Raw genomic sequence first — 15708 nt, forward strand, 5'->3', positions numbered from 1 at the left:
GAAAAGAAAACCCGTGTCAACAAAAATTGTTTTATTTTCAATAACTTAACATCGTTTTGCAAGCCTTTTTAAAACTTTGCAAAAAAAGTTTTGGAGTGGTATTCTTAAAATCCGGTGCTGGTATCGAAGCGCCTTATATATATAACATTGTTTGTTTTTAAGGATTGACAATAGTCGAAAAGCGGGAAGGTGGCCTATGGCGAATATCGGTCTGATGGATATCCAGGATTTTGAGGCGAAGGTTCAGATCTCCCTGATGGTCGTTCCCATGCGGGAGGTGACCACCATTATTCAAGATCAGCTCGGGGGAACCCTGACCTCTGTCACTCTGGAGTCCTGGAAGGCTGGAAAGAGCCGTCCCAGCAAGAGCAAGCTGCATCTTTTTTGCCGTGCGATCGGGTTGAATCCGGCTGACATGTATGCTGATTTCACCGACTATGTGAAAATTTTGTGCCTTGCGCACGGCATCTCCGACCGCGACAGGGATATTTTCCTCAAGCGGATCGAAGAGCGACAGAGCGGAAGCCTCAGGCTTTCGGTATTCTCTCGTTTTTCTCGATCCCATACCCAGCGTCTGTTCGACAAGATCGGCGGCAACTATATTCTTTACAACTACTCGATCAACAATGTGGACAAGGTCAACATGACACTCGTCTGCATCGAGAGCGAGTGCCACCCATTCCTGAGAGTAAAGGTAAAAAACTTTCGGGACAACAGGTTTCTCGGTTACAGCGGTACCATCTTCCCGGTTCGCTCCAACCTGCACTTTATTCTGGAGACCGACCCCAAGACCCACGACGAGGTGGTCATGATCGTAACCAACAACCCCGTGGACATGGGACGAGATGTGGAGTTTCTCTACGGGATAATCCTCTCCGGCTCGGAAGATTTCGTCTCCCACCCCTCTGCCGCCCGCGTTTTCATGGAGAAGATGCCGCAGGACGCATCCACGGAAGATATCCTCTTGAAAATTGCAGGAACAGATCAGGAAGAAATCCCGGCTTACTGCAAAGACTTGATCTGCAACAATACCGACCGGGAGGAAGCAGGCTTTGTGCTTCGTGCCGAACAGCTCAATTGGGCTTTTGTTGAGCAACTCAGGCAGAAGAAACCATCGACTTGATCGATAAGGGATAGTTCCGGGGCTTGTCCGCTTCAGAAAAATGCCGCCACCCCTTTTGGGGGTGACGGCGAAGTCGACAGGAGGAGAGCCGACGATCAGGGCAGGAGAGAGACAGGATTAATCATTCACGTTGGGATCAAGTGCACGTCGTGCAAAAGCGGTCCCGAGCTGTATCAATGTTGCCTAAGCCTCCGAACAAAACTTCACCTCCAGCCTCTCCCAATTGCGATCGACCTCTTTCTGAATGAGATCAACCTCCCCGACGGAAAGGTGGCGGAATCTTTTTTGGCCGGAGACGTAGTCCGCCACGGAAATCCCGCTTGGACCGTGATTCAAGGTATAGTTCTCGCCGTTTTCCACCTCATAGAGGGGGAAAACACCGGACTCCACCGCCAGCCGCGAAGTCCTGGGCCCGGCCTTGTCCGCAATCCCCCACCCGTCGATGCAGGGGGTCAGCACGACGATGAATCTCAATCCTCCCTTGATCTCCTTGGCCCGGGCGACTTTCCTGGCCAGGTCGTCGGGGTAGCCCGTCGTGGCCGTCGCCATATAAGGGATCTTGTGGGCGGCCATGATTTCGGCGACATTTTTCTTCGGGGTCAGCTTTCCGGCGGGGGTCGAGGTCGTATAGGCCAGCGACGGGGTCGCCGAACTTTTCTGGGAGCCGGTATTCATGTAGCCTTCGTTGTCGAGGCAGATGTAAATGATGTCCTCGCCCCGCTCCGCCGCTCCGGACAGGGCCTGAAAGCCGATATCGTAGGTCCCGCCGTCGCCGGCGATGGCCACGACGCTGGTATGGTGATTGCCTTTCGACACCAGGGCCCTTTTGATGCCGGCGGCGGAGGCGGCGCTGGCCTCCAGGGTCGTCTGGTAAACGGGTATGCGCATGGAACTGAGGGGCTGAGGGCCCGAAATGATCGCGATGCAGGAGGGGGGGACCACCGCGATGGTATCGCTCCCCAGGGTATTGAGAATGAATCGAAGGGCCAGGGCCTCGCTGCAGCCGGGGCAGGCGGAATGGCCCGAATTGAAAACCTTCTGTTCCTCGATCTTATAGCTCATCTGGTCATCACCCTTTCCATACGGAATTCGCCGTCGGCTTCTCAGTCATGGCGCTGCAGACCATCTCCTTGATGGCGGCCGGCGAAATGTTCGTCCCTCCCACTCCGGCCAGGTAGCCGTGGATTTGCGGAGCCCCGTCCATCCCGTACAGAGCGGCTTTGAGCTCCTGAAAAAGGATGCCGCCCAGGCCTGGGGAAAAGTTGCGGTCTAGCACCATGACTTTGGGGATCCCGGCGAGTGCCTCCCGCACGTCCTCCAGGGGGAAGGGCCTGAAGAGCTTGATCTTGAGAAGACCGACCGGCAGCCCCTCTTCCCTGAGCTCATCGACGGCATCGCGAGCGGTCCCGGTCATGCTCCCCATGGTGGCGATGACGAATTCGGCGCCTTCGCAGCGGTACCGCTCCATGATGCCGTGGCCCCTGCCGACCAGTCGCTGCAGTTGCCGGTCGGCCAGCTTTGCGGCCTCCAGGGCCCGGTCCATCGCCTCGCTCATATCCCGGCGATGGTTCTGGAACATGATCTGGGAGACGGTGTTGCCCCAGGACTCACCGATCCGGGGATCGAGGCGGTGGGGCGGGTCGAAGGGGGGCAGATACCGGTCGACCTGCTCCTGGGACACGAGCTCGATCGCCTCCATGGCATGGGAGACGTAGAACGCTTCGTGGATGACCATGGCGGGGAGCAGAACTTCTTCGGCCACGCGGAAGGCCTGCAGGGTGGTGTCGTGGGACTCCTGCCCGTTTTCGCAGTAGTACTGGATCCACCCGCAATCCCGCTGCGCCAGGCTGTCGGTCTGATCGGGCCAGAAGCCCCAGGGAGATCCAAGCGTCCGGTTGACATTGGCCATGACAATCGGCGCCCGCGCGCCGGCGGCGTAATGAAGCATCTCGTGCATCAGCAGCAGCCCCTGGGAGGCCGTGGCGGTAAAAACGCGCACCCCGGTCAAGGAGGCGGTGATCGCGGCCGCCATGGCGGAGTGTTCCGACTCCATGGTGATGACCTCGGCCGCCAGCTCGCCGTCGGACTGGAACTCGGTGATTCTCTCCAGAATCGGTGTCTGGGGCGTGATCGGATAGACCGGGATCACGTTGGGCCTGGCCAGCTTGACCGCATAGGAGACGGCATGGTTTCCACTCAGAAGAAGCCTGTTCACGGCGGCGCTCATTTGGTTTCCTCCTTGACGCCCATCGCTCCCCGGGGGCACTCCTCCAGGCAGCACCCGCATCCTTTGCAGTACTGATCAAGGACGCGGTAATGGGTCGGTGAAGACTCATCCTTCACGACGGCCATGTCGGGGCAGAAATAGAAACAGTTATCGCATTCGACGCAATTTCCGCAGCTGAAGCAGCGCTCGGTCTGAGCCTGCGCCTGTTCGGCTTCAAGTCCCAGCCGGATCTCTCTGAAGTCGGCTTTCCGGTCCTTTGGATCGGCCTTGCCCCGCTCGCCTTTGGGCAGTAAAGGGAAGTAGAAGGTATTGATATCCGCGATAGCCACTTCCCGCGGCTCCGGCAACTCCCCATCGGCGGGGTCCGTCACGGCCGTGGCCTGCCGTCCCAGGTATTGGGCGATATGGTTGGCGGCTTTCTTTCCGTCGCCCACCGCGGTCGATACGAAACGCTCGGAACCGGCCGCGTCGCCGGCGGCGAAGATTCCCGGACGGCTGGTCATGAAGTTTCCATCCACCACGACCATGGACCTGTCGATTGCGACCCTGGTCTCCCAGTCTGCCAGCTCCGGGTCCTGACCGACGGCCAGGATCACGGTATCGGCGTCGAACGCGAAGTTCGTACCGCTCACCTCCAGGGGGCGGATCGTCCCGGCCGGAGCCTGCGGATCGAGCTTCACCTTGACGCAGTGCAGCTTCAGGGCAGAGCCGGTGTCCGCAACGCTTTTGGCCATGGCGCCGTCCATGAGAACGGCGCCCTCCTCGAGGACGTCTTCGATTTCTTCCGCGGGGGCGGGCATCGTCTCCCTGGTTTCCAGGGCGAGCACCCTGACCTTGCTCCCCTGTCGCAGCGCCGATCCGGCCACGTCCATGGCCACGCTCCCTCCCCCGATGACCAATACCTTCCGGCCGAGAAGAAGGGGAGAGCCGAGCCGGATGCTCTTCAGATAGGCGAGGGCGTCGATCACACGCCCGTCTCCACCTGGGAACTGGGGGAGGTGTTTCGGCTGGTGGGCCCCGAAGGCGATGAAGACGGCCGCGTAACGCGTCTCCAGTTCCTCCAGATCCGCGGCGGTGATCCTGCGCCCGGTGACGACCTCGATCCCCAGATCGACGATCCTGCCGGCCTCGGCGGCCAGCACCTTTTTTGGGAGGCGGTATTCGGGGACGCCGTAACGCAGCACGCCCCCCAACTCGGGATTGGCATCGTAGAGGGTGACCTGGAAGCCCTTGCGCCGCAGCTGGTAGGCGCAGGAGAGGCCGGCGGGACCGCCGCCGATGACGGCCACCTTCCGGTCGAGCTCGGCCGGAGGTGCCGGAAGCTCCCACCCCTCTTCGATGGCGAGATCCCCCACATACTGCTCCAGGGCGTTGACGGAAACCGCCCCGTCATGCTCCTTGCGGTTGCAGCCGCCCTCGCAGGGATGATGGCAGGTCCTGCCGATGGAGGCCGGAATCGGGTTGTGCTCCACCAGCGTCCGCCAAGCCTCCTGGACGTTTCCGTTGCGAAGCTGCTGCACCCAGACCGGAATCTGTCCTCCCACGGGGCAGGCGCCGTGGCAGGGCGCCGGTCTTTTCTGGTGCACGGCGATGGCGTTGCGCCAGGTCCCGGTCCGCAGGATGTCGGTCCATCCCGTGGTCCAGATCGAAGGAACCTTCTTCTCTTCTCTGCCCATTCAACAACCCCCTTCGTTGGCGAGGCGGTAGCCCTCCAGGCAGGCCGCCACATTCTCTTCGGCCTTCACGGGGCTCGTCTCGCCGACCACCTTTTTGAGCAATTCGACATTGCCATAGCCCATCAACCCCAACGCCGCCCCCACCAGGGTTGTATTGACGATCCGGCCCAGCTGGTTTTTCCTGGCAATGTGTTTTGCATCGATCGTCATGACCCTGAAGCTGCCCAGGTGACGGAAGGTCTCCGCGGGAAGGGCTGAATTGATCAGCACCAGCGTTTGCTCCCCGGCTCCTTTCAGCAACGTCCCCCCATCCAGAAGGCTGGGGTCGAAACAGACGATGACGTCGGGATTCTCAATGTCGCAGCGCAGCCGGATCGGCTTTTTGTCCACCCGCAGCAGGGAACTGACGGGGGTCCCCCTGCGGGCGCCGCCATAGGTGGCGTAGGACAGGACGTGCCTGCCTTCCTGGAAATACATCTCCGACAGGATCTTTCCCGCCATCTGGGCGCCCTGGCCCCCTCGCCCCTGGATAATGATCTGTAACACGCTTTACCCCTTTCACTTTCAGCTTCGCCTCGCCCTGCCGAACCGGACAGCCTCACCCGATCCGGCCGGGAAAAAACCGCTCGGCCAAGGGACCTGGAAATCAGATCTTCAGGTGCCCGAGCACCGGTTTGAAAACTCCGACCTTCAGCAGCAGGAAAAAGATGAAATAATGCCCGACCAGGTCGGCAACGGTGATCAGGGCCACCACCCCAGGCCCGGCATGAGCTCCGCCGATGACGGTCATCAGTAGGGTAAAGACCAGCCCGATCCCTATGGCCAGGGTGAAGAACGGAACGGCATAGGGCCCCTTGACGAGCAGGTCGAAAGACTCCCGGCCCGCCGCTCCGGTGTTGATGCTGGCACTGAGATAGAGGACGACGAGAATCAGGTTGACGACCAGCAGAATCATCTCGACGTTCGCGAGCAGGTCCCCCGCAATCGACAGGTTTATCAGGCCGAAATGGGCGAGGAAGAGGGTCATGGTCGTTCCCCCCAAGAGCGCGTAGAACATGCACATGACCGGCATCAGTGCCGTATTCCAGATGGGAATGGCCGGCGAGGAGGTCAGGAGGAACCCGTCGTAAATAGCCACGATGAAGGCGAAGACACCGGCGATGATCGCCAGGGGCATGAACAGCGGACTGCCTTCGGGCAGAGGCAGGGCGGAAAAGCCGAAGATCAGCATGAAAGTCATCGCCCAGAACCCCCGGGAGACCCAGGAACTTGCGGGACGGCGCATGCCGCGCCAGAAGCGCAGCGGTTTGCCGAGGTACAGCATGTGGGCCCCGCCCTTGCCGCAGAGGACGATCAATAAGCCGATCAGCATGCCGATCCGCGACTCGTTAAAAACGGAAATCATAAAGAGGCCGGCGCCGACTTTTCCGAAGAAGAAAGCGCTGGCGATCAGGCCCGCCCACTCAGTCTGCCGACGGAACCCAGCGACGAACTGGTTACCCACTACAAGGGGGATATTTCTGGCCATGGCCATTCTCCTAACTCAGATAGTAGACAGAAGGATCGGTATTGTCTTCGCACAGGGCCTGTCTGCCGCCCCGGCTGCGAATCAGGCGGCTGACCTGGCTTTCGGGGTCGTCGAGATCCCCGAAGATCCGCGCGTCCGCCGGACAGGTCTGCACGCAGGAGGGCTTCAGCCCCTCGTCGACCCGGTGTGAGCAGAACGTGCATTTCTGCACGATCCCGTCCTGGTGCTCTTTGTATTTCACCTCCTCATAGGGGGTTTTTTGGTTGCCGAAATACCCTCCCTTGAGGTTTCCTTTTTTGACGAAAATCCGGTTGTTGTACGGACAGGCGACATAGCAGGCGCGACAGCCGAAACACTTGTCCTGATCTACCAATACCAGGCCGTCTTCCCGCTTCGAGGTCGCACCCGTGGGGCAGACCCTCTGGCAGGGGGCGCTCTGGCAGTGGTTGCAGAGCACGGGGACAAATTGTTTCCGGACATTGGGATACTCCCCGGAAACCTGGTCCAGAACCTTGGTGTACAGGATGCCCTGCGGGGTCCCGTTTTCCGCCTTGCAGGCGACGGTACAGGCCTGGCATCCCACACACCGCTTGAGATCGATCACCATTCCATAATGCATTGCGGCCTCTCTCCTATGAAGAAATGAGGGCGTCGCAAAAATTCACCAACTGCTGCGTTGCTGCAATTGCCCTCGCTGCTTCGACGTAAGTAAGTACGCCTCCTTGCTCGACAATCGCGCGCCTTGCATTTGGCGCTTTTTGCTTAGCCATCTGCTGTTTTGCTTTCTTGCGAAAGCATCAAGAAATGATGCTGAGTTTGACTTTTGTCGACGTCTCCAGATGTCCGCTCATGCTGTCGGTCCATTTGACGTCGGCCGGCAGCAGCTTGTTGAAATGCGTGGAGACTTTTTGCTTGCCGACAGGGTGCTGCGACCAGCGACTTATGGTGTTCGAGATAGCGACACACTCGGGATGAACCTCCTCGCACACGGTGGCGCGCCCGGAGATCTCTCCGAAGGGGGACTCGAGCTTCAGAATGTCTCCGGTTTTGATCCCCTTCTTTCGGGCCGTCTTGGAGTTGATCATCACTCCGAGATGAAGGGGCTGACAGCCGATGACCTCTTCGATCCAGGGGATGGTCGTGCTTTCCGAAAAATTCGACTGGCACTCCTTGAAGGCGAAAGCGTACAGGTCGTACTCGGCAGGCATGTTATGCAGGGGGTGATGCTCCCGCCAGACCGGCACCGGCAGATAGCCCGAGGTATCCCACGGGACTTCGGCCTCTTTCATCTTCTGCGCCATGTCGTCTCCGACTTCCTTGATGAAGTTGAAGTACAGGGGGATTCTCTGCCCCTTCCGGGCGTAGGGGAGATACATTTCCTCCGGCGTCTGTTTGCGGGTGGTGTGGCCGTTCTCCTGGAACCAGTCAAGACCCTTGTCCTGACCGTAGCGGCTCTTGGCCATGCGGTCCATCAGTTCCAGGTTGGAGTACCTGGTATTCGGGTCGAGCTGATTTTCCGGGGTGAGGAAGAGAGTGAAGTTCAACAGCCCGTTCCAGTCGGCCAGGAACCCTATGCGATCGGCCAGTTCGGTAAAGATGTCGGTGGCGTCGCGGCCGTCGTAGAGCGGCTCGATAACCGGCCGGCGGTAGACGTGTCCCGTGACCATCGGCGGCTCGATGCACACCAGCAGGTGGGATTCGAGGTAGGAGAGGTCCGGCAGGACGATATCGGCCCAGTCCGTCGATTCGTTGAGGATGATATCGATGGCGACGATAAATTTGAGCTTCTTGAAAACTTCCATGACCTTCGTGGTCGCCGAGAGGTTCCACAGGGGGTTCGAATGTTCGATGATCAGCGCCTCGGGCTGAAAGTCGAAGCCGTATTTCTCCGGATCGAGGACATTCGCCGCCGTCAGATGGCCGGGATCGATGCCGATGGGATACCACTCCATGAGTTGATAGCTGTACGGTTTGGGGGCGAACTCATAGGGCGGGTGAAGGATGTGCGGCTGCGGCTTGAGCATTCCGTCCTTCCCCTCTTCGATGATGAGCAGCCGGTGATCCAGACCGACCCCGATATGCCCGCCGGGAACGTCGATATTGCCGATCACCAGGTTGATCAGCTTCATGGCCGCCGAATCGAGCCCCCCATCATAGTGGCCGATGGCCCCGCGATAGAAATTGAGCGCGGCCGGCCGGTAGGGATATTCCTTGCCTTCAATCTTGATGGTGCTGCCGATGCAGGCGGCCTCGCCGAATTCCTTGGCGATGCGGCGGATCGTCTCGGCCGAAATCGAGCAGATCTCCGACATCCGTTCGGGGGTGTGATCCTTCAGGGTGTCCTTGACCACCTGGAAGGACGGACGGTACTCCACCCCGTCGATCGTGTAGACGCCTTCGAGAGCGGCATCCTCAAGCTTGAGATCCGCGGCATCGAACTCTTTGGCCGTTTTTGAGGCCGCATCCCAGACCAGCGGCTTCTGCGTCTCGGCCCTTCTGAAAAGGTTGCCGTCCGGAGCCACCAGGTAGATCCCGTTGGTGTGCTTGCGCATGAATTCGGCGTCGTAGAGGTTCAACTCGTGCAGCAGCACATAGACCATCCCCAGGACGAAGGCCCGGTCCGTCCCCGGACGGATCGGCAGCCACTCGTCGGCCTTGGCCGCCCCGGCCGACATGCGGGGCTCGACCACCACCAGCTTCATTCCGCGGTCGACGCGCGCCTCGGCCATCCTTTTGATGGAGGCCGCTACGTGGAGGTGGGAGGAAAAACCGTCCCCGGCGCCGATCTGGATCCAGTATTTGCAGTGATCGTAATCGTTGACGGCCGCGAAGGAGCCATCGAGAATGCCGTTCAGGGGGTGGTAGGCCGCACCGCAGTACTGACCGACGGTGGAGAAGTAGTGGGGGGTCCCGAAGACCGCTCCCCATCCCCAGAGATGGATGCGATGGAAATCGTTGATCGCGGGAAGAAGCTTGCGGGGGTCGTCCTGGCGGATCGCCTTGAATTTTTCAGCCACCGTACTGAGCGCCTCCTCCCAGGAGATCGCGACCCATTTGGGATCCACTCCCGGCCCTTTTTCCGGGTTGGTGCGCTTCAGGGGGGTTTTGACCCTGTTGGGATCGTAAAGCCGCATGATCCCTGCCTGCCCCTTGGGACACAGCTTCCCGCGATTGCTGGGGTTGTCGGGGTCGCCTTCGATCTTCACGACGACGCCGTCCACAACGTGAGCCCTGATCGCGCAGCTGTGAATGCACATCTTGCACGCGCTCTTAGCCCAGTAATCCTTCTGTGCCACCAGTTCACTCTGTTTCAATGGTCGTCCTCCTCTTCTGTGCAGAAGCTATTTGTGATCCGTTATCTACATCTCGACAGCCTGGAGCGGACTATGGTTTTCCTGTCATCTTCGCTCCCCCCTCGCACGCAACCCCCTGGAAGCCCGCAAGGCCCCCCTGCCGGTATTTACGACGGACAACATGGACGACAGCTCGATCCTCTCCGGGCAGGTGTAAATGTTCAGCTTATCCCCCCGGGCGAAACCGATGACCGTGATGTTCAGATCTTCGGCCAGGCCCAGTGCGAGATCGGTCGGCGCCGAGCGGGCCACGAGAATGGGGATGTTCATCTTGGCCACCTTCAGCAGGATCTCCGATGAAACCCTTCCGCTGAAAAAGAGAACATGTCCGGACAGGTCCAGATCCAGCAGGTAGGCCCGGCCAAGGAGCTTGTCGAGCACGTTGTGCCGCCCGATATCATGACAGACGTAGCGGACCTCCCCCGCATACCCTATCCCGCCGTTGTGAAGCCCTCCCGTCTCCTTGAAGAGGGAGGAGTTCTCCTCCAGGTAGTTGGCGTAGTAAACGGCTTCTTCGAGAGCGATTCGTGATTTCGACTCCTGGACCCTGACCAGCTCGGCGTCGTTCTCAAAGTTGAAGGATGCCCGGCTCTTGCCGCAGCAGGCAGACATGACCCGGCGGTTCATGGCGCTTTTCTGGGCCGGACGCGGCCTGCCTTCAACCCGGATAATGTTTTCCGCGCAGTGATGCCCGATCGTGTACAGGTCGCTCCGCTCCCGAACAAAGCCTTCGGAGATCAGAAAACCGATCGTCAATTCCTTGATCTGGCTCGGAGAGCACAGGACGGTGACGATCTCTTCTTTGTTGAAGTAAATCGTTATCGGCACTTCTCGAACAACCGAATCCTCAACCTGCCACCTTTGCCTCCCCCTGACCTTGATGACGGGCAGCTTTATGGTCTCGTCGATCATTTCACTTATCCCTTCCTGGCAAAACGGTGTTATTAAGGACCGGCAGGCCGGCAATTCGCTCTTGTCGGTAAAAAATAGTTTGATATTAAGTACTTAGTTGTTTTTGCCGCTCATTCTTGCTTCGATATACGAATATGGCAATAATGATGCCAGGCCCAGCAAGGTCGGGTAAGTATGGAAAAACAAACGATGTTTGTTCAATGCTCGGGTGGGAGACCTCGGCGTAACGGGTATAAGAAAACTTTTGGGCAGGGGGTGGAAAGAGAAAGGAAACCTGAAAAGGCAGGGGGATGGATGCGTATAAGCAAGCTTGGGGTTATAACAAAACCTTGCTCCCTTCAAGGGGCTTGAAAAAAAATCCCCGCACGAAGGCGGGGATATGGTCTGCGATCCGGTGTTTTTTACTCGGTCATTTTCTTCAATCTGCTGCTGAGGGCAGGCTGGGTGATGCCGAGCAGCCTCGCCGCCATGGACTGGTTGCCCCGGGTCCGCGCTATGGCTTCTCTGACCAGAAGGTCGGCGGCCTCCCTCAGGGTCGGCAGACGCTCATGAAAGGTCAACAGGGGCCTTTCCTGGAAGGCGTCCTCGCTTACCGGATCCTTTCTGAAGATTCCCATGCTTTTTTTGAAAGATTCCATGGAAAGCGTGCGGCCCCTGTGCATACTCACGGCATTGAACACCATGGCCCGCAATTCACGGACGTTTCCGGGAAAAGGATAATTGGAAAGTAAAAGCGGGAGTTCCGATGGCGGGGTCGGCTTCTTCTTGTCCATCTCCCGGGCCGCCTCCGTCAGGAGATGGTCGAGGAGAATCGGAATATCCTCTTTCCTCTCTCGAAGGGGAGGAATTTCTATGCGATGGGTACAAAGCCTGAAATACAGATCCTTTCGAAACGCCCCGGTTTTCTGTTTCTGATCGAGATCGACGTTTGTCGCAACGACGATCCGGGCGTTGACCTTCTGAGGGGTATCACTGCCCAGGGGCATGAATTCCTTTTCCTGGATCAGGCGTAGCAGCTTGATTTGCGATACCGGGCTCAAATCACCGATTTCATCCAGAAAAAGGGTGCCGCTCGCCGCCTTCTCGATCATGCCGGCGCGAACATGGTCCGCTCCGGTGAAGGCCCCCTTCACATGCCCGAAAAGGGTGTCGGCAAAAACATTGTCGTCGAGACCGGCGATGTTGACGGGGACCCAGGGCTGTTGCGGCTGGCAGACATCATGGATGGCCCGGGCGATCAGCTCTTTGCCGACACCGCTTTCCCCAGTGATCAGGACCGGTTCGGAGCTGCAGGCAAGGGCTTCGATATATTGAAAGACGGAACGCATCTTTTCACTTTGGGAGACAATGCTTTTAAATGCCTCCGGGTGCCGCAGTTTTTTTTCCAGGATACCTTCCAGGTGGGCCTGAAATCTGGAGAGCTCCACCTCGGCTTTCTGGCGCTCGGCGATTTCCCGTTCAAGCCGGGCATTTTGTTCTTCGAGTTTGGTCTGCACCCTTCGAAGGGCCAGGTGGGTCCTGACCCTGGCCAGAACTTCCGCTGCCTGAAAAGGTTTGGAGATAAAATCGACCCCGCCGGCATCAAAGGCCTTGACCTTGTCGACAGTCTCCTCCAGGGCGCTGATGAAGATGACCGGCACGTCCCGGGTCCGTTCGTCTTCCTTCAGCAAGCGGCAGACTTCATAGCCGTCCATTCCCGGCATCATGATATCCAGGAGTACCAGATCCGGCGTGATGGTCCGAGCCGACATCAAGGCCAGACCGCCGCTTTTAGCCGGTCTCACATCGAAGCCGTCTTCGGTGAGAATCTCCGACAGGAGCTCAAGGTTTGGCGGAGTATCATCAACCACCAGAATATTCACCTTGGCCACGGACCTCTTGTTCTGGAGTCTTTTTTCTCTGCTCATGAATTTTTCACCAAGTTCAACAATATTTCGAATTGGTAATCACTCTCCAGTCGCCCCATGGCTTCACCCAGGTGCTCATCGAAGGTGCGGATGCGAGCGATGGCCTCGCGTATGGCCTGGACGTTCAGGGCGGTCAGGGCTTCTCTCAGCGACTCCCGATACTCCCGGGGGAGTTTGGCCAGGTCCCCTGGAACCAGTTCGGCGGGGACCGGTGCCGGGGCTGGGGGCATTCCGTCATCCGCGTAGCGGTACTCGATTCCCAGGAGTCTGCCGATGGCCTCGAAAAGGTCGCACTCCCTGTACGGCTTGCGGATGAACTCCTCAGCTCCGGTGGCCAGGATTTCCTCCTGGTCCTCGTCCAGGGCGCTTGCGCTGATCACGATGACCGGGGTTTTTTTTCCCCAACCCGTCTCCTTCAGGCGCCGCGTCGCCTCGTACCCGTCCATCACCGGCATCCTCATGTCCATCAACACCAGGTCGGGCCTCTCGGCCTCGCACAGGGCAAGCGCCTCCTGTCCGTTCGCCGCCTCCCGCGTCGCGAAGCCCACAAGGTTGAGCAGTTCCGCCACGAACCGCCGGCTTTCCTCCTTGTCGTCCACCACCAGAACGGTCCGGGGCCGGGCGTTCGGGGCAAGCGCGACCACCCGCCGGCATTCCCCGATCTTTTGAACCAGGTCCTCGCGGCTTTCCTCGACCCGGCAGGAGAAGGTGAATACGCTCCCCCTGGACGGCTCGCTGCGGGCGGTGAGGTCGCCCCCCATCAGGCGGGCGTACTCCCGGCTGATCTTCAGTCCCAACCCGGTGCCTCCCTTGCCGTGCCCGCTCAGGGTCTGCTCGAAGGGCTGGAAGAGCTTCTTCATCTCCTTGGCCGCGATGCCCGCGCCGGTATCCTCCACCTCGAAGAAGAGGGTGGCGGACGTGCCGCGGCGCACCGACACCTTCAGGGCGATGGAGCCTTCGCCGGTGAACTTGATGGCGTTGCCGAGCAGATTGATCAGAACCTGGCGCAGCTTCCCTTCGTCGCCGGTCAGGTAGCGCGGCATCCCCTCCGGCATCTCTACGCTGAAGCGCAGCCTCTTCTGCTCTGCCCGCATCCGGAACATCGCCTCGATGTCCTCCAGCAGACCGTAGAGATCAAAGGCAGCCAGGTTCAGGGTGAGGCGACCCGCCTCGATCTTGGAGAGCTCGAGCACTTCGTTGATGAGGGCCAGCAGGTGCTCGCCGCTTCGATTGATGGTGTCGAGGTGTTTTTTCGCCCGGGCGGAGAGGGAGGAATCCCGCTTCATCAGCTGGGAAAACCCGAGGATGACGTTCAGCGGGGTGCGCAGCTCGTGAGACATGCTGGCGAGGAAGACGCTTTTGGCGCGGTTGGCGGCTTCGGCCGCCTCCTTGGCCTGCTGCAGCGCCAGCTCCCCATGCTTGCGTTTGGTGATGTCGCTGGAGATGCCGCAGACGGCGTAGGTTTCCCCTTCCACGTTGCGCAGGGGGAATTTGACGGAGATGAAGGAGAGGGGGCCGTACTCGTGCCCGACCTGTTCCTCCACCTGGATGGCCCTCCCCGATTCGAGCACCGCCCGGTCGTTGCGGGTCAGCGTCTCGGCCACCTTTTTGGAGAAGACGTCCTTGTTGGTCTTTCCGATGAAGTGCTCCCGCCGCAGATGGAAGAGATCTTCGAATTTGCGGTTGATGAGGGTATAGCGGCCCTGCGTGTCCTTGACGTATATGACGGCCGGCGCATTGTCCAGAATCGCCTGCAGGCGCGCCTCGCTCTCATGGAGCGCCTGATCCGAATTCTTGCGTTCGAGGATTTCCTGTTCGAGCTGCGCCTTCTGCTTTTCAAGCCGGATCTGAGTTTTCCGAAGGGCCAGGTGTGTTCTGACCCGTGCCAGAACCTCTTCCGCCTGAAAGGGCTTGGAAATGAAATCGACCCCTCCGACAGCAAACCCTTTGACCCTTTCGGAGCTCGCTTCCAGGGTGCTGATGAAGATGACCGGCACATTCCGGGTCCGATCATCTTCTTTCAACAGACGGCAGACCTCATAGCCGTCCATTCCCGGCATCATGATGTCCAGCAGGATCAGGTCGGGCGTATTTCTTCGCACCGACTCCAGAGCCAGAATGCCGCTCTTGACCGGATGTGCCTTGAACCCCTCCCGGGTGAGGATCTCCGAGAGCAGCTCCAGGCTCAGGTCACTGTCGTCGACCACCAGAACATTCCCGTGGTCTTCGGAATTCGACTCAGTAAAAAACTTTGAGTTGCACATTACCGAATCTTTCACTTTCCCCGGGGGGAGGAAGTGGCATCAATGGAATTTCGCAGAACGGAATGAAACAAAACAATGTTTTACATCATAATATTATTTATAGGACTTGCCAAGACTTCTTTTGCCTGAAGGTGGTCAACAGACGTCCGGTCTCCCCCGGCACGGTCACCAAAACAGCGGTCGGCTATCGGCGAGAAAAGCGGGAAGCGCATTTCGGGTTTCTAACCGATGACGAGTTGTCAAGCATGGAAAATGCTATCCCTTCTTCGGTATAATGACGAGAGGACGAGAGAGATCTCTCAATAGTGCCCGGCAGCCATGTGTTGAAATTCATGGTTGGCATTTGGGAAGGTGGACTTACGGGGGAGACTAACATGGCGGTTCAAATACTTGATGGGCGCTCACTTGTGGCTCTTGCGCTTGGCTTCTCGATTGCTGTCGCGTCACTGGCGCCGACAACGGTTGCGGGCAAAGACAGTAACGACCGAGATCGGGTCCGTTTCTATGGTTGGGTGGAATCCATGCCCGAAGGCTTGCACGGCACCTGGATCATCGGCGGACAACAGGTGACGACCAATCCACGAACCCAGTTCGACCAGGTTGACGGCCCCCTGATGGTTGGCGGCTGTGCCAAGGTCGATATCCGCGGTGGCGTGGTGCACGAGATTGACAGCGAACCTGCCGTTGACTGTCGCTGAGCAACGATGGCGGAGGCGTT

General features: G+C 58.9%; 12 protein-coding genes. 2 read left to right on the forward strand and 10 right to left on the reverse strand.

The annotated features are described in order from the left end of the window. The first annotated feature begins 196 nt into the window (after nucleotides 1–196). Nucleotides 197–1123 carry a hypothetical protein gene (locus DTF_RS0116120; protein ID WP_027716157.1) on the forward strand — a complete coding sequence of 309 codons (927 nt, stop codon included), beginning with the start codon at nucleotides 197–199 and terminating at the stop codon, nucleotides 1121–1123. A 183-nt stretch (nucleotides 1124–1306) separates the two neighbouring features. Here the strand turns inward: DTF_RS0116120 and DTF_RS0116125 are convergent, their stop codons facing one another. From DTF_RS0116125 to DTF_RS0116170, 10 genes are all read right to left on the reverse strand, one after another. Then, the gene (locus DTF_RS0116125) at nucleotides 1307–2185 is read right to left on the reverse strand and encodes a thiamine pyrophosphate-dependent enzyme (protein WP_027716158.1); all 879 of its coding nucleotides are present in this window, start codon (nucleotides 2183–2185) and stop codon (nucleotides 1307–1309) included. Nucleotides 2186–2192: 7 nt separating this feature from the next. Continuing rightward, a complete protein-coding gene (gene porA / locus DTF_RS0116130; RefSeq protein WP_027716159.1) occupies nucleotides 2193–3350 on the reverse strand; it encodes a hypothetical protein in 1158 nt (385 codons plus the stop codon). Then, a complete protein-coding gene (locus tag DTF_RS0116135; protein ID WP_051361385.1) occupies nucleotides 3347–5026 on the reverse strand; it encodes an NAD(P)-binding protein in 1680 nt (559 codons plus the stop codon). The genes porA and DTF_RS0116135 overlap by 4 nt, the downstream gene beginning before the upstream one ends. Beyond that, nucleotides 5027–5572, reverse strand: a complete 546-nt coding sequence (locus DTF_RS24000) for a 2-oxoacid:acceptor oxidoreductase family protein (protein ID WP_051361386.1) — start codon at nucleotides 5570–5572, stop codon at nucleotides 5027–5029. It lies immediately after the preceding gene. Nucleotides 5573–5672: 100 nt separating this feature from the next. Then, a complete protein-coding gene (gene nrfD, locus DTF_RS0116145; protein ID WP_027716161.1) occupies nucleotides 5673–6554 on the reverse strand; it encodes an NrfD/PsrC family molybdoenzyme membrane anchor subunit in 882 nt (293 codons plus the stop codon). A gap of 10 nt (nucleotides 6555–6564) precedes the next feature. Further along, nucleotides 6565–7173, reverse strand: coding sequence for a 4Fe-4S dicluster domain-containing protein (locus DTF_RS0116150; RefSeq protein ID WP_027716162.1), 609 nt, complete (start codon nucleotides 7171–7173; stop codon nucleotides 6565–6567). A 178-nt stretch (nucleotides 7174–7351) separates the two neighbouring features. Then, complete coding sequence (locus DTF_RS24005) at nucleotides 7352–9868, reverse strand: molybdopterin-dependent oxidoreductase (RefSeq protein ID WP_051361387.1); 2517 nt, start codon at nucleotides 9866–9868, stop codon at nucleotides 7352–7354. Between the two features lie 84 nt (nucleotides 9869–9952). Next, nucleotides 9953–10819, reverse strand: a complete 867-nt coding sequence (fdhD, locus tag DTF_RS24010) for a formate dehydrogenase accessory sulfurtransferase FdhD (RefSeq protein WP_081703034.1) — start codon at nucleotides 10817–10819, stop codon at nucleotides 9953–9955. 401 nt (nucleotides 10820–11220) lie between these two features. After that, the gene (locus DTF_RS24015) at nucleotides 11221–12726 is read right to left on the reverse strand and encodes a sigma-54 dependent transcriptional regulator (protein WP_051361388.1); all 1506 of its coding nucleotides are present in this window, start codon (nucleotides 12724–12726) and stop codon (nucleotides 11221–11223) included. Continuing rightward, entirely contained in the window at nucleotides 12723–14990 is a 2268-nt protein-coding gene (locus DTF_RS0116170; RefSeq protein WP_051361389.1) for a response regulator, read from the reverse strand. The genes DTF_RS24015 and DTF_RS0116170 overlap by 4 nt, the downstream gene beginning before the upstream one ends. A 374-nt stretch (nucleotides 14991–15364) precedes the next feature. Here DTF_RS0116170 and DTF_RS0116175 point away from each other — a divergent pair, with 374 nt between their 5' ends. Continuing rightward, entirely contained in the window at nucleotides 15365–15688 is a 324-nt protein-coding gene (locus tag DTF_RS0116175; protein ID WP_027716164.1) for a hypothetical protein, read from the forward strand. Nucleotides 15689–15708: the final 20 nt, after the last annotated feature.

It is taken from the genome of Desulfuromonas sp. TF (assembly GCF_000472285.1).
Classification (GTDB): domain Bacteria; phylum Desulfobacterota; class Desulfuromonadia; order Desulfuromonadales; family ATBO01; genus ATBO01.

Coding starts and splice junctions, on each gene's coding strand:
- porA (WP_027716159.1), bottom strand. CDS start 3,350: ATGAGCGCCGCCGTGAACAGGCTTCTTCTGAGTGGAAACCATGCCGTC.
- DTF_RS0116135 (WP_051361385.1), bottom strand. CDS start 5,026: ATGGGCAGAGAAGAGAAGAAGGTTCCTTCGATCTGGACCACGGGATGG.
- DTF_RS0116150 (WP_027716162.1), bottom strand. CDS start 7,173: ATGCATTATGGAATGGTGATCGATCTCAAGCGGTGTGTGGGATGCCAG.
- DTF_RS24015 (WP_051361388.1), bottom strand. CDS start 12,726: ATGAGCAGAGAAAAAAGACTCCAGAACAAGAGGTCCGTGGCCAAGGTG.
- nrfD (WP_027716161.1), bottom strand. CDS start 6,554: ATGGCCAGAAATATCCCCCTTGTAGTGGGTAACCAGTTCGTCGCTGGG.
- DTF_RS0116175 (WP_027716164.1), top strand. CDS start 15,365: ATGGCGGTTCAAATACTTGATGGGCGCTCACTTGTGGCTCTTGCGCTT.
- DTF_RS0116125 (WP_027716158.1), bottom strand. CDS start 2,185: ATGAGCTATAAGATCGAGGAACAGAAGGTTTTCAATTCGGGCCATTCC.
- DTF_RS0116120 (WP_027716157.1), top strand. CDS start 197: ATGGCGAATATCGGTCTGATGGATATCCAGGATTTTGAGGCGAAGGTT.
- fdhD (WP_081703034.1), bottom strand. CDS start 10,819: ATGATCGACGAGACCATAAAGCTGCCCGTCATCAAGGTCAGGGGGAGG.
- DTF_RS0116170 (WP_051361389.1), bottom strand. CDS start 14,990: ATGTGCAACTCAAAGTTTTTTACTGAGTCGAATTCCGAAGACCACGGG.